Genomic DNA, 18,572 nt, shown 5'->3' with positions numbered 1-18,572 from the left:
ATCAACTCCACCCGGAAGATCCACACTCGGGCGAACGGGGGAATCGGGACCCTCCACCTGTCCCGCACGCACCGGGACACGCGCCCCACCAGCGAAGATCACCCACCGGTGTTTTCGGCCCCCGGAGAGTGAGTAGCATCCCGAACCCAGGGGAGATCCGCGGGATTTCACCGAGAGAGCCGAATCGGCGGGAGACCGGAGCCCGGTCCGGTTCACCTCGCTCCCGCGCCGCTCCCCGCCGCACCGCCTAGGGCCCGCGGTGCGCAGGCCAGTGCCACCGACCGCGACGAGGAACTGATTGATGTCAGCACCCACCCACACCCAATCCGCGGCCAGGCGCCGCCACCTGGCCCGATCCCTGCTCGTCCTGCTGGTCTCCGGGATCGTCACCGGTGGGCTGAGCACCTGGGCGGCGCTGGCGAGCCCCGGCTCCGCGCAGCCGCTGATCGCCTGGAGCACCGGGATCGCCGCCGGCCTCGTCAGCATCGCGCTGGCCGTGGCGAGCTGGGGCGTGCAGAACGCCGCGTTCTTCCGCACCCGCGCCGAGAAGGCCGAGAGCGCCACCGGGAAGCTCGCCGACGAGACCCTGCCCGCGCTGGTCACCCGGCTGCGCGCCGGATCGTCCGTGGACACCGCCCTCAGCGAGATGGACCACCCGCGCAACCCCGCCCACCAGCGCATCCTGCGCACCCTCGGCCAGGAGATCAGCCAGGGCGAGCGCGCCCGCGCGGCCGCGATGCTCGCCTGCGCGAACGCGGCGGGCCGGATGCAGGCGCTGTCGACCAACATGCTCGCGAGCCTGCGCGAGATGGAGGAGCGCCACGACGAGTCGGTGCTCGGCGATCTGCTCGAACTCGACCACACCACCGCGCAGGCAGGTCGGCTCGCCGACAGCATCGCGGTCCTCACCGGCGCCCGCTCCGGCCGCCGCTGGACCAAGCCCATCAAGATGGAGAGCATCCTGCGCGGCGCGGTGGGCCGCATCGCCGCCTACAAGCGGGTCCGGCTGCACTCCACCAGCACCGTCGCGATCGTCGGCTACGCGGCCGAGGGGGTCATGCACGCGCTGGCCGAGCTGATGGACAACGCCACCAGCTTCTCGCCGCCCTCCGAGCTCGCGCACGTCTACGTCGAAGAAGTGCACTCCGGCATCGTCGTCACCATCGAGGACGGCGGCCTGGTGATGGGCGAGGCCGCGATGAAGCGCGCGGTGCACGCGGTCGGCACCGAACCGCTCGACCTCACCACGCTCAACGGCACCCGCCTCGGTCTCGCCGTCGTCGGTTGCCTCGCCCGCAAGCACGGGCTGACCGTGTCCTTCCGCCCCTCCTCGCGCGGCGGCACCGGCGTCGTCGTGATGATCCCGCGCAAGCTGATCACCCAGCCCCGCCAGCAGGAGGAGTTCGCCGTGCCCACCCGCGGCGTCGGCGGCGGGCAGCCCGCGCAGCTGACCTCGGTGGGCTCGGGCACCACCACCAGTGCCACCGGCACCCTGACCCGGCAGGACACCGACCGCGCGGCCGCCGAGCCCGCCAGCCGATCGGAGGCGACCGTGCAGAGCCTGCCCAAGCGCCGTCGCGGCGAGACCCTCGCCGCCACGTCCCCCACCTTGCTGTCGGGCTCCGACGAGGAGCCGCAGCAGAAACCCGCTCCGGCCCGACCGCGGCCGAACGCGGGCGCCCGCTTCGGCGCGTTCCGGCAGGCGCGCCGGCCCAGCGACGGCCCGCAGTCCGACGACGCGCGCTGACCCCCGGCTGACGAGCACAAGAGAAGGAGGCAGGGGCGGGACCGGCCACGCCGGAACGCCCCGACACGCTGATGACCAACGACCACAATCTCGACTGGTTGCTGGAGAACCTGCTGGGACGCACGCCAGGCGCCAAGCACGCGCTGGTGCTCTCCAAGGACGGCCTGAAGGTCTGCCACTCCCCCGGGCTGAACAACGACCAGGCCGACCAGCTCTCCGCGATCGCCTCCGGCATCCAGAGCCTCTCCTACGGCGCCTCGGTCGAGTTCGGTGACGGCAGCGGTGGCGTGCGGCAGTCCATGACCGAGTTCCACGGCGGCCTGCTGTTCATCGTGGAGGCCGGTGAGGGCGCGCACCTGGCGGTGCTCGCCGACGAGGACTCCGACGTGGGCGTCATCGGGCACAACATGAACGAGCTCGTCGAGCAGATCGGCGATTACCTCAGCGCTCCGCCCCGACAGGCCCAGCCGAGCGGGTTGTCATGATCTGGCGGCCCCTCGACGGAGAAGATCCGGACCGGCTCTACACGGTGACCGGGGGACGCAGCAGCGCGGACGAGGAGTCCCTGGACCTGGTGACGCTCATCGTGAGCGAGTGCGATCCGGCGCCCGGGATGCAGTCCGAGCACATCCGGATCCTCCAGATGTGCAGGCAGCCGATGGCCGTCGTGGAGATCTCCTCGCACCTCGGCATGCCGGTCGGCGTGGTGAAGATCCTGCTGTGCGACCTGCTCGACACGAACCGGATCACCGCCCGGCACCCCACCTCCGCGTCTGGCAGGAAGCAGGCGCAACTGCCCGATCCCGACGTCTTGAAGCAGGTTCTCGTTGGACTCCACAACCTCTGACCCCACGAGCGCGCCGCTGCGCAGCACCGCCAGCGACGGGCTCAAGATCGTCATCGTCGGCGGTTTCGGGGTGGGCAAGACCACCATGGTCCGCTCGGTCAGCGAAATCAGGCCGCTGAGCACCGAGGAGACCATGACCCAGGCCAGCCTGGGCATCGACGACGCCACCGCGGTGCGGGACAAGACCACCACCACGGTCGCGTTCGACTTCGGGCGCATCAGCCTCGACGCCGAGCGGGTGCTCTACCTGTTCGGCGCCCCGGGGCAGCAGCGGTTCTGGTTCCTGTGGGACCGGTTGTTCTCCGGGACGCTCGGCGCCGTCGTGCTCGTCGACACCCGGCGGCTGGAGGACTCCTGGTACGCCATCGACCGGCTGGAGCACCACGGAATGCCGTTCATCGTGGCGCGCAACAACTTCGGCGAGCAGGACCACCCGCTCGAGGACGTGCGCGACGCGCTGTCGCTGCCCTCGGAGATCCCGCTGATCGAGTGCGACGCCCGGGACCGCGCGTCGAGCAAGAAGGTGCTGATCAGCCTGGTGAACCACCTGTACGCGCTGGCCACCGCCCCGCAGGGGGCGAGGCCGTGACCGCTCCGGCCGCTGTCGCCGAAGCCTGGCCGCGCAGCGCCCAGGAGGCGTGCCCGGTGCGGCACGACGCGGTCGAGCTGCAGGAGCGGGTGCGAACGCGCGGGCTCGTGGCGCTTCCCGTCGAGTTCAGCCCCAGCCACGTCGTCGGAGACTGATCGCCTCGCCCGGGTGGGCGGCCGACCGGCCACCCGGGCACCGGCAGCACCGCGCGGATGCCGTCATCCGTCGTCGGCCTCGTCGCCCTCCCGGGCGCCGGGCCGGCGTCACCTGACGACATCCGGTGATCCGACCGCACCGGTCCAGTCCGGCGCGCACCTCTCGTCGGGTGCTACTCCCTGTCCGAACGGAAACCCGGGAGCTCCATCCCCATGACCAATCCAGACATCTGGCCCACCACCGACCCCGCCGCGGGCTGCCCGGTGCGCACCGAACCGATCGCGCTGCACGGGGCGAGGTTCCAGCAGAACCCCGCCGCGCTGTACCGGCAGATGCGCCAGGAGTACGGGCCGGTGGCGCCGGTGCTGCTCGACGGCGGCGTGCCCGCCTGGCTCGTGCTCGGCTACCGGGAGATCCACCAGGTCGAGAGCAACCCGGAGCTGTTCGCCCGGGACACCCGCCGCTGGAACGCGTGGGACCAGGTCCCGGAGAACTGGTCGCTGATGGCGTTCGTCGGCTACCAACCCTCGCTGATGTTCACCGAAGGAGCCGAGCACCGGCGGCGCACCGGGGCGATCGGCGAATCCCTGGAGGCCGTCGACCAGTTCGAGCTGCGCGGTGTGTGCGAGGAGATCGCCGACGACCTCATCGACTCCTTCGCGGGCCGCGGCCGAGCCGACCTGATGGCCGAGTTCGCGCACTCGATGCCGTTGCGCGTGATGGCGCGGCTGTTCGGGCTCGGCGACGACGAGGCCGCGCAGCTGGGGCAGGACCTCACCGACACCGTCGCGAGCGACGACGGCGTCGCCGCCTACCAGCGCATCCAGGACCGGATGCAGCAGCTCGTGGAGCGCAAGCGGGAGAACCCCGGCGCGGACCTGCCCTCCCGGTTGCTGGCGCACCCGGCGAGCATGACCGAGGAGGAGATCCTCCAGGACCTGCTGGTGGTGCTCACCGCCGCGCAGCAGCCGGTGGCGTACTGGATCGGCAACGCGATCCGGCTGATGCTCACCGACGAGCGCTTCGCCGTCACCCTCGCCGGGGGCAGGCGCTCCATCGGGCAGGCGCTCAACGAGGTGCTGTGGGAGGACACGCCGACGCAGAACTTCATCGGCCGGTTCGCCTCCCGGGAGACCGACCTCGGCGGCCAGCGCATCCACACCGGGGACATGCTGGTGCTCGGCTTCGCCGCCGCCAACACCGACCCGCAGGTGCGCCCGGCCGCGTACACCGACTCGATCGGCAACAACGCGCACATGTCCTTCGGGCACGGGGAGCACGGCTGCCCGCACCCCGGTCCGGAGATCGGGCAGGTCATCTCGCGGATCGCGATCGAGGTGCTGCTGGACCGGCTGCCCGACGTGGGCCTGGCCGTCCCGCCCGAGCAGCTGGAGTGGCTGCCCTCGGTCTGGATGCGCGGGCTCACGGCGCTGCCGGTGGAGTTCAGCCCGAGCTACGCCGTCGGCTCGTGATCGCGGTCGATCCCTGATCGACGGGGCCGTGCCCGGCCCGGACCGGGCGCGGCCCCGCGACCTCACGCCGGGGTGAAACGCACCGGCACCGATTGCGGTCCGCGCGTGAACACGCCGAGCTCCGCGGGCTCGAACCCGGGAGCCAGCACGGGATCCGGCATCGCGTCCAGCAGGTCGTTGATCCCGACCTCGATCTCCGACTTCGCCAGCAGCGCGCCGACGCAGAAGTGCCTGCCCAAGGCGAACGCGAGGTGGTCCGCGGCAGCGGTGAACGAGGTGCGGGCGGGCAGGTCCTCGCGGAACACGTCGAAGGACTCCGGGTCCGCGTAGTGCTGGTCGTCCCGGTTCGCCGCCCCGATCAGGCAGGTCACCGTGCTGCCGGCGGGAATCACGCCGCCGGAGAGCTCCACGTCCGCCGCGGGCTGGCGCATGATCATGTGCACCGGCGGGGTGAAGCGCAGCGTCTCGGCGAAGGCCTGCGGGATGAGCTCGCGGTCCGCGCGCACCGCCGCCAGCTGCTCCGGGTGCTGGAGCAGGTTCAGGAACAGGGCGGCGATCGCCTTGTCCGTCGTCTCCCCTCCGGCCGCGAGCAGCAGGCTGCAGAACGCCTTGATGTCCTCATCGCTCATCCTGGTGCCGTCGATCTCCGCCGTGCACAGCGTGGAGAGCAGGTCGTCGCCCAGGTTCTCCCGGCGCTCCCGGATCACCGGGATCATGTACTCCGCGAACTCCTCGCGGGTGCGCATCCCGGCCTCGACGACCGCCTCGTCCTGGCTCAGGTTGCCGAGGAACGCGATGATCGACGTGTACCAGCCCTGGAAGCGACCGCGATCCTCCTCGCGCAGGCCCAGCATGTCCGCGATCACGTTGATCGGGAACTTCGTGGCGTAGTCGGAGACGAGGTCGACCTGCCCGGTGCCGCGGAAGGTGTCGATCAGCGCCCGCGAGTTGCGGCGGATCACCGGCAGGAACTTCTCCTGCAGCTCGCTGCCCCGGAAGGCGGGGGCGACCAGCGCGCGCCGCACCGCGTGCTCCCGGCCGTCCAACTGCAGGATGGTCCGGCCGTGCACCGGTTCCAGCTGCCAGTCGTAGTTCTGGGTGGTGAACACCGGCTCCCGGAAGGCGCGCTTGACGTCCTCGTAGCGGGAGACGATGTAGCTCTGGGTCGCTTCGTGCCACAGGAGCGGGTAGTCGTCCCGCAGCACCCGGTAGAACGGGTAGGGATCGGTGGCGAACTCCGGGGACAAGATGTCTGGAGCCTGTTGGGCCGCGGTCATGCTGCTCCCTCTTCAATGCATTGCAACCGGCACAGGCTAGGCAGCTGAACCGAACCAGGTCCAGCAGATGATCTTGATGTGACCCGGAGGGCGCAACGCGCTGGGCCGACCGTGGCCCTCCCAACGGCACGTTGCTGCGTTCGGCCGCCCCCCAGGTGGAGCCGTGCGATGCGACGGCGTTGCGGCCGCGGACGTCCGGACGCTGTGACGTCCCTCCTCCGACCGGCTCCCAGCACCGCGTTGCGTGTCACCCTGGAACCTGCAAGACGTCGTGACACGCCCAGGGACCCGCGCGCGGGCCTTGAGGATTAAGGACGGTCGATGATGACTGCTGCACACGCACCGCAGCCCCCCTCCGGCGAGACCGCCGCCCCGTACGGGTCCACCCCCGCCCGGCGCAGGGTCCGCATCCCCCACCTGCACCAGCTCAAGGAGCGCGGCGAGAGCTGGCCGATGCTCACCTCCTACGACATGTACACCGCCCGGATCTTCGACCAGGCCGGGATCCCGGTGCTGCTCGTCGGTGACTCGGCGGCCAACAACGTCTACGGCTACGAGTCCTCGCTACCGGTGACCGTCGACGAGCTGCTGCCCCTGGTCCGCGCCGTCACCGGCGCCGCTGAGCACGCCCTCGTCGTGGCCGACCTGCCGTTCGGCTCCTACCAGGCCTCCCCGGAGCAGGCGCTGGGGACCGCCGCCCGGTTCATGAAGGAGGGGCGCGCGCACGCGGTCAAGCTCGAAGGCGGCCGCCGCTACGCGGGCCAGGTCGAGGCGCTCGTCGCGGCCGGTGTCCCCGTGATGGGGCACCTCGGGTTCACGCCGCAGAGCGAGCACGGGCTCGGCGGCTACCGGGTGCAGGGACGCGGCGAGCAGGCCGACGCGCTGCTCGACGACGCACTGGCGTTGCAGGAGGCCGGGGCGTTCGCGGTGGTGCTGGAGATGGTGCCCGCCGAGGCCGCCAAGCGGATCACCGGCGAGCTGCGCATCCCCACCGTCGGCATCGGCGCCGGGCCGGACACCGACGCGCAGGTGCTGGTGTGGACCGACATGGCGGGCATGAACACCGGGCGCACCGCCCGCTTCGTCAAGCGCTACGCCGACCTCGGTGGCGTCCTCGCCGACGCCGCCACCCGCTTCGCGGACGACGTCCGCGGCGGTTCCTTCCCGGCGGCGGAGCACTCCTTCCAGTAGGAGACCGGGTGAGCGGACCGCCCGTCCGGCGCGACCGGACCGACGGTCCGCTCCCCCAGCTCCGCTTCGGGGCGAGCGGACCGTTCGACCAACGCGAGGAGACCACCGGTCCGCTCGCCGCGAACCTGAGCACCGGGTGGGCGGGCCGCTCGTACCGGCGGGCCGTCCAACCCGGGTCGGTTCCCGGGCGAGCGGACCGTTCGACCAACCGGTTGGGACCAACGGTCCGCTCGCTCAACCCGCTCTGCGGGCGAGGACGTCGGCGTGGCAGGGCTCGGGGGCGCACCAGCAGCCCAGGGCCCGGCCGCTGAGCTCGCCCTCGCGGAGGCGGTGCAGCAGGTCGGGCTGCTCGTCGAGCCACTGCTCGTAGTGGCGGACCATCCCCTCCCGGTCCGACTTCGCCTCCTTCACGAACGGGCTCGCGAAGTCCGAGGCGGGCCAGGAGTGCCGCGGCCCGGAATGCCCGACGTAGGTCAGCAGTCCCCGGTCCTCCAGCCACGGCAGCAGGTGCCGGTGCGGTCCGTTCTTGCGCACGTTCACCACCACGGCCCGGCCGTCGAGCAGCTGACCGCCGCGCTCGCGCTCGTCATCGGTCCACGCCGCCGCCTCCGACGGCAGCTGGTCGGGCTTCCCCACCACGACCACCTCCTCCCGTCCGGGTATCCCGGACCGGGGCCGCCTCACACGTCCGTGATGCGCAGGCCGGCGTGCGCCTTGTAGCGGCGGTTGATCGCGATGAGGTTCGCGGTGAGCGCCTCCACCTGGTGCGCGTTGCGCAGCCGGCCACCGAAGATGCCGCGCACCCCGGGGATCGTGCCCGCGAGCGCCCGGACCACGTCGGTGGCCTCGCGGTCGTCGCCGAGCACCAGCACGTCGAGGTCGACGTGCTCCACCGACAGGTCCGCCAGGGTCACCGCCGAGACGTGGTGGAAGGCCGCCGTGACCCGCGAGTCCGGGAGCAGCGCGGCCGCCTGCTGGGCGGCGCTGCCCTCCGGCACCTCCAGCGGGTACGGGCCCTTCGCGTCGAAGCCGAGCGGGTTCACGCAGTCCACGACGATCTTCCCGGCGAGCTGCGGGCGCAGCGACTCCAGGGTCTCCGCGTGCCCGTCCCAGGGCAGCGCGACGAGCACGAGGTCCGCGCTCGCGGCGGTCTCCGCGTTGTCCGCACCGGTGACCCGGCCACCCGCGACCTCGGCGATCTCGCTCGCCGCGTCCCGCGCGCGGTCGGCCTTGCGCGAGCCGATCACCACCCGCAGCCCGGCCGCCGCCCACCTGATCGCCAAGCCCTTGCCCTGCGCGCCGGTGCCTCCGAGCACACCGACGGTCATCTCGCGCACCTCAGCCACGACGGGCCTCCTCGTCTGTCATCGCGACGTTGCCCTCCCACGATCCGCACGCGGCGCGGGCTCCGCCAGGCGGCTCCGCTGTGCTCCGTCCCACTGAACGGCACCACCCCCTCGCCCCGGTATCACCCGTTCGCACGCCCCCACCCCGGAGATTTCGCGAGAAATCGCGGTGAGACCGAGTGGGCAAGGCGAGATTTCGCGAGAAATCGCGGTCAGGGACGGCAGGCGGGGCACGATTTCGCGAGAAATCGCGGTGGGACCGGGTTGGCGGGGCGAGATTTCGCGAGAAATCGCGGTCAGGGGGCCCGGGTGAAGGAGACCTCGCGGGTGCGGGGGTCGGCGCGGGTGAGGCGGACCCGGATGCGGCGGCCACCGGTGAGATCCTCGCCCTCGCAACGGGCGATCACCGGCGGCTCCGGGATGAACACCTCGCCATCGCCGGCACCGGCGCGCAGCACCGTCGCCGAGAACACCGTGCCCGCCCGGCCTGCCAGCGCCCACGCCTGGGCCTGCGCCAGGCACGCCCGCTCGACCTGGGCGGCCACCCGGTCCGAGGACCCCATCGCCGAGGGCAGCGCGGGCAGCGCCTGCCGCACCCACTCCGGCACCTCGCTGCCCTCGGCGGCGGCCAAGCACACCTCGGTGGCGTAGCGGTCCACCAACCGCCGCAGCGGGGCGGTGACGTGCGCGTAGGACGCGCCGATGCCCGCGTGCCGCGACTTCGACGGCGGGCCGGAGTCGAACGCGGTGTAGCCCGCCCCGCGCAGCAGCCGGGTGGCCGCCACGTGCACCGCCAGGGCTTCCGGGCGCACCGGGTCCAGGCCCGCCAGCGCCTCGGCCGGCGGCAGGTCCTCCGGCCACACCACGCCCAGCCGCTCGGCCGAGCGGCGCAACGCCGCGACCGTCGGCGGCTCCGGGTCCGGCACCGTGCGCAGGATCCCCACGCCGGCCTCCAGCATCAGCTCCGCCGCGCACATGCCGGTGAGCAGCGAGATCTCCGCGTTCCACTCCTCCACCACGAGCCGGGGCCGCAGCGACACCCGCCAGCCGCCGGCCTCGTCAGGCTCGACCTGCTGCTCCGGGAGCCCCAGCTCGATCGCCCCGCGCCGCACGGCGTGCTCGCGCCGCAGCCTGCCGATGCGGGGCAGCAGTTCGATCGAGGGGTGCGCGGTTCCCGCTCGCAGCGAGCGCTGCACCGTCTCGTAGTCCAGCTGGGCGACCGAGCGCACCACGGCCCGGCGGACCCGCGTTCGCACCGGCGATCCGTCCGCGTCCAGGTCCATCGTCCACAGCACGGCGGGCCGCACCTGGTCGGGCAGCAGGCTCGCCGCGCCCTCCGATAACAGCGTCGGGTGCAGCGGCACGTTCCCGTCCGGCAGGTACAGCGTCTGCCCCCGGCGGCGCACCTCCGCGTCCAGCGCCCCGCCCGGCCGCACGAAGGCGGCGACGTCGGCGATCGCGTAGTCCACGCGGAAGCCCCGGCCGCGCCGGGTCAGCAGCACCGCCTGGTCCAGGTCCTTCGCACCCAGCGGGTCGACCGTGACCAGCGGCAGGTCGGTCGCGTCCTCCCGGCCCACCTCCAGCACCGGCGAGGCGACGGTCTGCTCGACTTCGCCGAGCGCGGCCGTGGGGAATTCCGCGGGCAGGCCGAAGTCCGCTCGCACGGTCGAGAAGTCGCAGGGGAACTCAGCGGCCCGCCGGGGCCGCGGCGGACCAGCGCCGCCGGAGCGGGCCGCGACGACGGCATCGGTGCCACCACGTGGTACCCGCGCCGTCGCCATCGCCGCTCAATCCCCCTCGGACCAGCGGCGGTCGGCCTCGTCGGCGGAGTCGGTGCGCTCCTTCGCGAGTTCGAGCGCGTGTTCGGCCGCCGCGCGGTCCGGGTAGGGCCCCAGCCGGTCGGCGGCGCGGCATCCCGCGGCGGGCTCGACCTGCCGGTGCTTCAAGCAGAAGTACCAACCTTCGCGGGCCATGCTTCGAGCCTCGCACGCGGGACCGCCTCGTGTCACGCCTCCGGACGGTCCACCGTGCGAGGACGCGCACGCCGGGCGCCGTCCGCCGCGTCCGCTCGGCGGCTCACCAGGCGGGCGGCGGCGGAGCTCCCGGCGCGGGCGGCGGGCCGGCCGGGTTGCGGCGCGGGATGGGGTCCAAGCAGGACACCAGGACCTGCTGGGCCTCCGGGTTCTCGATGCGCCTGCCGTCGCGCATCCGGTACTCCAGCTCGCCGCTGTCCCCGACCTCCACCGTGCAGCCGACCTCGGCGAGCTGGTCCTCGTCGAGGTCCACCAGCCGTTCGTAGCGCGAGGGCACCACGCGGTACACCGGCCACTGCAGGTGCCCGAAGGCCTGGTGGAACTCGGCGAGCAGGTAGCGCATGTGCTGCTGCCACGGCAACGGCATCGATTCCGCCAAGGAGCGGGGCAGCACCGCGTACCCGGCGTCGACCCCGTGCCCGGCGCGCGACAGGTAGTCGCCCAGGGGCGTGCTCGACGCCGGAGGAGCGGATCGCCTCGGAATGGGGTCTGGGGTGAACATGCTTCCTCCCGGGATAGCCGCCGGACGCGCACCGGATCGGCGGTGCGCGCCTCGCGCACGCGGCGGGAACGGGCCGCGGGACCCGCGCGCCGCCAGGTCGGGCCGACGAGTCGGCCCCCGACCAAGATTGCCACAGCGGACCGGCTCGATCAGCGGTCCCGGGGTCGTGTCGCCCGGCTCCGCACCACGTCGGCGAGGCCTGACCCGGTTGCCGCTCCCCGGCTACACCGGCTGCCGGACGGGCTGGTCGACCGGTTGCGGAGCGCTGGGAGCGACCGACTGGTCCCCCGGTGCCGGGGTGGGGGTCGACGGCGAGGTCGACGGCGGGGTCGACACCTGCGGCGGCACCGGGGCGTCGGTGGCGGGGCGCACCACCGTCGGCAGCAGCTCCCCGCCGTCCCAGATCTCGGTGCGCTCCACCGACTCACCGGGCTGCGGCGCGTGCAGGATCTCGTCGTTGCCGAGGTAGAGCGCAACGTGGTGGATCGCGCCCGGATCCCGGCCCGCGCCCCAGAACACGAGGTCACCGGGCTGGGCCTGGGTCAGCGGCACGTGCACCCCGCCCTGGCTGTACTGCGAGCGCGAGTACTTCGGGATGTCCACCCCGGACGCCTTCCACGCCATCTGGGTGAGACCGGAGCAGTCGAAGGAGTCCGGCCCGGCCGCGCCCCACACGTAGGGCTTGCCGAGCTGGTCGTCGGCGAACGACAGCGCCTTGCCCGCCAGCACGCTCGCCGCGGGCAGGTCCTCGCAGCCGCTGAAGCCCGCGACCTGGCCCTCCACGCTGACCAGGTGCGCGGCCATCGACTCCCACTCGTGGTAGCGCAGCGGGTAGGCGGAGCGCTCCACCTTCTGCGCGGCGGTGCCGGGCTGCATGTCCTCCCACCCCGGGACCTCGAGCAGCACGTCGTAGAACTTGTTGATCTGGTACTCGACGTCGGTGACCTGCGCGACGCTGCCCCAGCCCATCGAGGGCCGCATCTGGAAGATGCCCAGCGAGTCCCGGTCGCCGTGGGTCAGGTTCGCCAGGTTCGACTCGGTCTTGCCCGCCTGGATCGCGATCTGCCAAGCGCGCGGCGGCAGGTCCCGCTCCTTGCCGATCATGATGATCGACTTCACGATGCCCACGGACTCCTGGTCGAGGGATCCGGCGTCGCGCTCGCCGCGGCCCGCGCCGTCGCCCCACGGCCCGAGGTCGGCGCTGCAGCGCGACCAGCTCTGCGCGCCCTGCATTCCGGAGAGCACGACCACGAACGCCCCGAGCCCGGCCAATCCGGCGAAGCCGGCGAGCACCACGATCGCCACCACGAGTTTTCGCATGTCAGCTCACCTTGTTGTAGCCGGAGACGCGCCATCCCTGCGGGGTCTTCATCACGTCGACCTCGATCTCCCCGGCGTCGGTCGGCAACCGCACGCCCATCGAGGTCGCGGTGGAGCGCACCGGCGTTGCCGGGCCGGTGATCCGGGTGGACGGCACGTTGGCCGGATCCACCGAGGCCATGACGGTGATGAACTCGTCGGTGGTGTAGGGGCGGAGGCCCTCGACCCACTCCGGGGCCGCCGTGCCCGGCGGGTGCGTGGCCCACTTCTGGCCCCACGCCTCGACGACCCGCACCCCGGCCGGGTCCGGCGGGGCGGGGGCGACCGGTGTGTTCGGCACCGAGATGCGCGGCGGCGCGGCGGTCGGGGTCTGCGGGGCCGGCGCGGCCTGCGGCTGCCCGACCTGCGCCGGCCGGTCCTGACGGCTCGGCGAGGGCGGCGGGTCGGGCAGCGCGAAGCTGATCGCGGTGGCCGCGGCGGCGAGGACGACCAGCGCGCTCACCAGGTGCTTCGGCGAGCGCAGCGGCCAGCCCCACAGCCTCCGGTAGACCGCGGCGCGTCCCCGATGCGTCCGGATCGGCATGGCCCGTTCCCCTTCACCCCGCCGACCGGGGGCGCGCCCCGGCCCGCTGCGTTCGTTGCGTGCCCGACACTCCTCGCCCGCGCGGGCGATCAGTAGTCCTCATCGGCCACCTCGAGTCCTCGAGAAGGCCGGTAGACCACGTGCACCGGCTTGCCCGCCACCACTTCCATGTCCGCGCGGCGCGGCGCCATCGGCTCGGCGGCGGGCATCGCCGCGACGTCCGTCCGGGACGGCACCAGCACCGGGTCCTCCTCCCGCCGGTCCCACGGGGCGTCCACGACCGGCGCGGTGTTCACCACCCGGCTCGGCCTGCCCTCGGGCAGGGCCGCGGCCGGGCCGCCGGGCCGGCGCACCTCGGCCGGGCCCGACCCGGGCAGCGCGGGCGATCCCGCGCCACCGGCGCTCGTGGGGGCGGCGCTGCCGGGCAGCGCCGTCCACGGCATCGACTGCCGGTCCATCCGCTGCGCCGAGGCCGAGACGGTCTGGTGCTCCGCCTCCGGCCGGGTCTGCCCGCTGCCGCGCCGCCCGGCCGGGTCCGGCGGGGGCGCGTCGGGGTCGGACTCGCGGACCTGATCCCAGAACTGGCCGCTGGGGTCCTCGGCGGAGCCGCGACCGCGCATCCGGCCGAACACCCCGCGCGAGGCCTGCGCGACCCCTCCGGTGCCGCCGATGGACAGCTGCACCATCTGGCCCATCCGGCGGACCGGTTTGCCGACCATGATGAACACGATCGTCACCAGCCCGGCCAGCAGGATCTGGGTGAGCACCGGGAACGCCCGCAGCGGGTTGAAGATCCAGGCCAGCACCCAGGTGTGCAGCCCAGCCATCGCCGCGATCACCAGCACGTTGAGCATCGCCGCGCCCGCGACCCGGCCCACCGCGCGCAGGATCTGGTGGTTGAGCAGCGCCACCAGGCCGATCAGCGGCCCGGCGAGGATCAGCACCCGCAGCAGCACCTGCGCGAGCAGGATCGCCGCCTTCGCCATCAGCTGGAACGAGGCGAACGCGAGGCTCTGCACCAGCGCCAGCATCGCGGCGCCGACACGGCTGCCGTCGAGACCCTGGAAGTAGCCGTAGGCGCTGCCCATCCGGCCCGCGACGTTCTCGAAGGCCTGCTTCTTCGGCTCCGGCGAACCCGCGTCGGCACCCGCCGCGACCTCCTGCTTGGTCCACGCCTGGGCGCGCAGCAGTTCCCGGCCGAGCTCGTTGGCCTGCGGGGTGTCGGGCGAGCCGAACTCGCCGCGCAGCCAGTTGCGGTAGACGACCTGGTCGTGCAGCACGGTCGGCAGCGTGTTGGCCTCGTCCACCCCGACCTGTTGCAGGAACCCGGCCTGCACCGCCGAGGTCCCGGTGATCACGATCTCGTCGAGGGCGTGCGTGTAGATCATCGGCGTGAGGTAGGTCGCGGAGGCGAACCACAGGCCGGCCAGCGCCCACATGGTCCGCTTGCCGATCGCCGCCAGGTCGCCCTGCCAGATGTAGCGGAACAGCAGCACCGCCAGGACCAGCGCGGCCACCCCGAACCAGGGCGTGAACACGCTGTCGTAGAGCGCGACCGTGCCGGTGGCGATGAGGTCGTCCAACGGCCCCATCAGCTCGCCGTTGAGCAGCGCGTAGTGCAGCCCGTTGGTGGCGCCGACGAGGTTCTTGGCCACGTTGAACAGCTCGTTGCCGAGCCACGTGTCGACCAGCGCGTTCGGGTTGGTCACGCCCTGCGGACCGCAGCCGAGGTCGTAGGTGTTCCACACCGTTCCGGCGTAGGCCACCTCGTCGTAGGCGCTGCCCGGCTGGCCCGACCCCAGCGGGGCGGGGTCGATCGCACCGACCATGCCCGAGCCGGGGCGCTCCGGGTTCGGCGCCTCCTTGCAGTCCAGGCCCTGCGCCGAGGCCGGGGCCCCGATCAGCGCCTGGATCGCCACCAGCGCGCCGACCAGCAGCACGGCCGGACGACGGCCCCGGGCGCGCCGGGACGGCCTGCGCTTCGCGGCCCGGATCACCGCCACGATCACCGCCGCCATGATCGTGGGAGCGACCAGTCCGCTCACCGCAGTTCGTCTCCGCCTCGACCGGGCCGCTGCTGCGAGCGGTCGGTGCCGTTGCCGCGTTCCTCGCCGGGGCCGATGCCCACGGTTTCGAGCTCGAACTCGTCGAAGCCCTCGATGTCGTCGGGGTAGTCGTCCCGCGGCACCGGTGGCGGGGCGGGCAGCGGCGGGGTGTCGGAGTTCGCCGCCCCCTCCGCGCCCGGCAGCGCGCGCAGGTCCTGTTCGGACTCGCTGGTGGCCGGGGTGGTGTCCAGCGCCTCGCGCAGGTGCTCCAGGTGCGGGCCGCCGAAGTCGATCCGGATCCGCTCCACGCCGCCCGCGCCGTCGCCGAAGATGAACTGCCGGGGCGCGCGGTCGCGCTCGGTGCTGTTGCGCGCCGGCCCGGGCCTGCGGCCCAGCGCCGAGACGACCTGCTCGTACCCGGCGCCGACCGGGACCTTCAGCAACCGCAGCGCGTCGGACTGGGCCTGGTCGTCGTCGAGCCTGCCGACGAACACCGAGTCCAGCAGCGAGACGAAGCCCTGGATGCGCAGGAAGTCCGCCGGGATCTGGCTGGACAGCAGGACCCGGACGTTCCACTTCCGGGAGTCGCGGGCGAACCGGTTCATCAGCACCCGGCCCGTCGGCACCTCGGAGAGGAAGAACGCCTCGTCGATCCAGACGCCCTTGCGCTCGTTCTTCGGCCGCTCGTAGACGGAGCGCTGGGTCAGCCAGGCCGCCAGGTTGAGCATCTCCACGCCGAGCGCCTCGGCGTCGGTCCAGTGCTCGCGCCCGACGCCGTCCTTCGGCAACGTCAGCCCGGCCATGGTCAGCACCGTGAGCCGGTCCTCGCGGGTCTCCGAGTACGGGTCGGCGTCGGCCTCCGGGATCAGCAGCGACATGCGCTCGCGGATCTCGTCGAGGAAGTCGGCGACGACCACCGCGTGCTCGTGGTGCTCGGAGGCGTCGCGGCGCAGCGCCTCGAACACCATGCCCGGGTGCGCGTCCGGACGGCCGCCCACCGCGCGCACGGCGCGCAGCAGCACGATCCGGGTCTGCGGGAGCCGGGCCACCTCGTAGGGCAGCAGGCCGGTGAGCACGTCGAGCACCAGCCGCCGCCGGGTCGCGGCGGACAGCGCCCGCTCCCGGCGCCAGCTGCGCTCCGGGTCGTCCTCGTCGACGAAGTGCTCCAGCTGCGGCTCGGCCACCACCCGGTACGGGTTGAGGATGCCGGGCTGGGCGTTGAGCAGGTTGATCGGCCGCGCGTAGGGCGCCAGCTCCGGCAGCTTGCACAGCTCCGCCAGCGGGCCCGACGGGTCCAGCAGCGTCCAGTGCGCCCCCGCGCGGAGGGTCTTGTAGACCGTCCCGCCCCCGAGGAACGACTTCCCGCCGCCCAGGCCCGCCACCATCGCGGTCAGGCCCGAGGCGTCCCGGACCTCCTGCGCCATCCACGGGTCCCAGGCCACCGGCCGCCGGGTCGCGGTGCAGGTCTCGCCGAGCAGGACGCCGCGCCGGTCGCCGACCTCCGCGGTGGCCTGCGGGACCGCCGCCGCGGCCCACAGCACCGAGCCGCGCCGCATGTACGCGCCGGAGGCCAGCTGCTCACCGGGGATGAACTCGCGGGCCATCGCGTACTGCGCCTCGGGGTGCTCGACGGCGACCTTCGGCTTGTAGAGGTCCAGGATCTGCTGGGCGAGCCGCAGCGCGTCGCGCTCGGTCGGACCGGACACCGCCAGCCGCCACCAGGAGCGCACCCGGGTGGCCAGCGCGGTGAAGCCGGTGGTCATCTCGTCGTCGATCTCCAGCACCCGGCCCGCCTGCCGGGCCAGCGAGGTCGGCGGCTCCAGGCCGTGCTCCTCGGTGTAGTGCCGGACCTGGGAGCGCACCTTGTTCATCTGGCGCTGCAACTCGCCGCCCACGTCCTCGGGCCGGCGGACGTAGATCCGCGCCGACCACTCGACGGGGGCCGGCAGCCGGTCGGAGTGCTGGATCCACGGGTCGTCGATCTCCGGGATCTGGAGGCCGTGGCTCTGGCCCACGGTGAGCACCGCGACGTGCCGGGTGATGCCCGCGTTGGAGCCGGTGCGGCCGCGGACCGTGGCGGTCGGCGCGTAGGGCTCCTGGTGCATGTCGGCCGCGTCGGTGAACGAGGCCAGGTCCTCCGGTTCCCACTGCGCTCCCGGCACGGCGGGCAGGTTGCGCGGCGCGGGCAGACCCAGCGAGCAGGATCGGTGCATCAGCCAGGAGATCTCCTCGGCCGTCACCGGGCGTCCGTCCAGCCCGGCGGAACCGATCACCTGGTCCAGGTGCTCGATCTCGCTGTCGAGGGCGACGAGCTCGGCGTCCACGGCCTCCGGGAACACCCGGCGCAGCAGCGGGGCGGCGGTCTCCACGGCGCGGTCGACCACGTTGCGGGTCTGCACCTGGACGCCGAGGTAGACCTCCTTCTCCGCCATCGAACGGCCCATCAGCTGCTGCTGCTCGCCGACCATGTAGTCGTCGAAGCTCAGCGCCCCGGGCACGTCGGGCAGCGCACCGCGCGCGTTGTGCACGTGCGCCTCGGCCCACATCCGGATCGGGTACGGGCGGCTGGTGACGCGCAGGTGCATCCAGCGGCCCTGGAGCTCGGCGTACTGCCCGGCGATCGCGGCGATCAGGTCCTGGCGCTGCGAGTCCGAGCGGAACGACCAGCGCTGCGGCGAGAGCCGGTACCAGGCGAACACGTCCTGGCCGGTGCGCAGCAGGTGACCGTCGATGGACCGCGCGGCGATGGACGGCGTGTACGACGGCAGCGACTGCTCCCCGGGGAGCCTGCGGTCCTGCCGCTTCTTCGCCCCGCCCCGCTTCGCAGCCCTGCCCTGCGGGGTGCGTTGGGGCGCGCCCTGCCCGTGGGCCTGGCGCTCACCGCCTCGACGGCGACCGAACACCGCGAACCTCCTTGCTACGCGCACGCCCGCCTGCGGCGTCGGTGCGTCCCGCGGACTTCCTGGGACGGCGGGCCTGCCTGGTGGAACTCCCGGCCGGCTGGGTCCCGCGCTGGGGCCGACCGGACCGCCGGGCCTGCGGCGCCGGGGTGGATCGGCCGCGCTGGGTGGGTTGTCTGGGCTGCTTCTGCTTGGGTCGTGGCCGGTCGGCGCGCACCTTGATCCGGTCCGCGCCCGCCGCTCCGCCGCTGCCGGTGGTGCGCTCCCGCGGCGCGGTCAGCTCACGCAACCACATCACCATGACCGCTCCCAGCGGCCGTTCGTGGGTGATCCGGGAGCACACGATCCGCGTAACCACGATCGTGATGACCACGGCCCAGGCCGTCGAGAAGAAGCCGAAGCCGATGTTCATCCGCCGTTCCACGGCGAGGACCAACAGCAGGACCACGGTCCCGACGCCCCACGCCACGTAGCGCACCCGCCAGGGGAACGTCGCCTTCGGCGGACCGAGCCAGACGGCGTCCACCCGGTAGATCTCGTCATCGGTGCGGATCCGCACTGGCG

The 18,572-nt window shown here is 73.1% G+C and carries 18 protein-coding genes; 7 read left to right on the top strand and 11 right to left on the bottom strand.

Going from position 1 to position 18,572, the window contains the following annotated elements:
- Positions 1-301 precede the first annotated feature (301 nt).
- The 6 genes from ACL03H_RS09955 (at position 302) to ACL03H_RS09930 (ending at position 4,811) form a co-directional block, all read left to right on the top strand.
- On the top strand, positions 302-1,747 hold the full coding sequence (locus ACL03H_RS09955) for an ATP-binding protein (protein ID WP_412810847.1): 1,446 nt from the start codon (positions 302-304) through the stop codon (positions 1,745-1,747).
- A 71-nt stretch (positions 1,748-1,818) separates the two neighbouring features.
- Positions 1,819-2,232, top strand: a complete 414-nt coding sequence (locus tag ACL03H_RS09950) for a roadblock/LC7 domain-containing protein (RefSeq protein ID WP_412810846.1) — start codon at positions 1,819-1,821, stop codon at positions 2,230-2,232.
- Complete coding sequence (locus tag ACL03H_RS09945) at positions 2,229-2,594, top strand: DUF742 domain-containing protein (RefSeq protein WP_412810845.1); 366 nt, start codon at positions 2,229-2,231, stop codon at positions 2,592-2,594. The genes ACL03H_RS09950 and ACL03H_RS09945 overlap by 4 nt, the downstream gene beginning before the upstream one ends.
- The gene (locus tag ACL03H_RS09940; protein ID WP_412810844.1) at positions 2,575-3,183 is read left to right on the top strand and encodes a GTP-binding protein; all 609 of its coding nucleotides are present in this window, start codon (positions 2,575-2,577) and stop codon (positions 3,181-3,183) included. Before ACL03H_RS09945 ends, ACL03H_RS09940 begins: the two co-directional genes overlap by 20 nt.
- The gene (locus tag ACL03H_RS09935) at positions 3,180-3,338 is read left to right on the top strand and encodes a hypothetical protein (protein ID WP_412810843.1); all 159 of its coding nucleotides are present in this window, start codon (positions 3,180-3,182) and stop codon (positions 3,336-3,338) included. Before ACL03H_RS09940 ends, ACL03H_RS09935 begins: the two co-directional genes overlap by 4 nt.
- Positions 3,339-3,551: 213 nt before the next feature.
- Positions 3,552-4,811, top strand: a complete 1,260-nt coding sequence (locus tag ACL03H_RS09930; RefSeq protein WP_412810842.1) for a cytochrome P450 — start codon at positions 3,552-3,554, stop codon at positions 4,809-4,811.
- A gap of 62 nt (positions 4,812-4,873) precedes the next feature.
- Here ACL03H_RS09930 and ACL03H_RS09925 read toward each other — a convergent pair whose 3' ends face one another.
- Entirely contained in the window at positions 4,874-6,088 is a 1,215-nt protein-coding gene (locus ACL03H_RS09925) for a cytochrome P450 (RefSeq protein WP_412810841.1), read from the bottom strand.
- A 324-nt stretch (positions 6,089-6,412) separates the two neighbouring features.
- Between ACL03H_RS09925 and panB the strand changes: the two genes are divergently transcribed.
- A complete protein-coding gene (gene panB, locus ACL03H_RS09920; protein ID WP_412810861.1) occupies positions 6,413-7,279 on the top strand; it encodes a 3-methyl-2-oxobutanoate hydroxymethyltransferase in 867 nt (288 codons plus the stop codon).
- A gap of 234 nt (positions 7,280-7,513) precedes the next feature.
- On the opposite strand, the gene ACL03H_RS09915 is transcribed toward panB, so the two are convergent.
- From ACL03H_RS09915 to ACL03H_RS09870, 10 genes are all read right to left on the bottom strand, one after another.
- Entirely contained in the window at positions 7,514-7,918 is a 405-nt protein-coding gene (locus ACL03H_RS09915) for a DUF4326 domain-containing protein (RefSeq protein ID WP_412810840.1), read from the bottom strand.
- A gap of 41 nt (positions 7,919-7,959) precedes the next feature.
- Complete coding sequence (gene npdG / locus ACL03H_RS09910) at positions 7,960-8,625, bottom strand: NADPH-dependent F420 reductase (protein ID WP_412810839.1); 666 nt, start codon at positions 8,623-8,625, stop codon at positions 7,960-7,962.
- A 296-nt stretch (positions 8,626-8,921) separates the two neighbouring features.
- On the bottom strand, positions 8,922-10,406 hold the full coding sequence (locus ACL03H_RS09905; protein ID WP_412810838.1) for an RNB domain-containing ribonuclease: 1,485 nt from the start codon (positions 10,404-10,406) through the stop codon (positions 8,922-8,924).
- 6 nt (positions 10,407-10,412) lie between these two features.
- Positions 10,413-10,598, bottom strand: a complete 186-nt coding sequence (locus tag ACL03H_RS09900) for a hypothetical protein (RefSeq protein ID WP_412810837.1) — start codon at positions 10,596-10,598, stop codon at positions 10,413-10,415.
- 103 nt (positions 10,599-10,701) lie between these two features.
- Complete coding sequence (locus ACL03H_RS09895) at positions 10,702-11,160, bottom strand: hypothetical protein (protein WP_412810836.1); 459 nt, start codon at positions 11,158-11,160, stop codon at positions 10,702-10,704.
- Positions 11,161-11,382: 222 nt separating this feature from the next.
- Positions 11,383-12,480: a C40 family peptidase gene (locus tag ACL03H_RS09890; RefSeq protein ID WP_412810835.1), complete on the bottom strand. Its 1,098-nt coding sequence runs from the start codon at positions 12,478-12,480 to the stop codon at positions 11,383-11,385.
- Between the two features lies 1 nt (position 12,481).
- Positions 12,482-13,063, bottom strand: a complete 582-nt coding sequence (locus tag ACL03H_RS09885) for a hypothetical protein (RefSeq protein WP_412810834.1) — start codon at positions 13,061-13,063, stop codon at positions 12,482-12,484.
- Positions 13,064-13,152: 89 nt separating this feature from the next.
- Complete coding sequence (locus tag ACL03H_RS09880; protein WP_412810833.1) at positions 13,153-15,108, bottom strand: hypothetical protein; 1,956 nt, start codon at positions 15,106-15,108, stop codon at positions 13,153-13,155.
- Positions 15,105-18,011 (bottom strand): ATP-binding protein, encoded by a 2,907-nt coding sequence (locus tag ACL03H_RS09875; RefSeq protein ID WP_412810832.1) that lies wholly within the window; start codon positions 18,009-18,011, stop codon positions 15,105-15,107. Before ACL03H_RS09875 ends, ACL03H_RS09880 begins: the two co-directional genes overlap by 4 nt.
- The gene (locus ACL03H_RS09870) at positions 17,986-18,567 is read right to left on the bottom strand and encodes a hypothetical protein (RefSeq protein ID WP_412810831.1); all 582 of its coding nucleotides are present in this window, start codon (positions 18,565-18,567) and stop codon (positions 17,986-17,988) included. The genes ACL03H_RS09875 and ACL03H_RS09870 overlap by 26 nt, the downstream gene beginning before the upstream one ends.
- Positions 18,568-18,572: the final 5 nt, after the last annotated feature.

The organism is Saccharopolyspora antibiotica (assembly GCF_047200635.1).
GTDB lineage: Bacteria > Actinomycetota > Actinomycetes > Mycobacteriales > Pseudonocardiaceae > Saccharopolyspora_C.
Note: the sequence above shows the minus strand (reverse complement) of the source record. Positions and strands in the feature narration are given on the sequence as shown.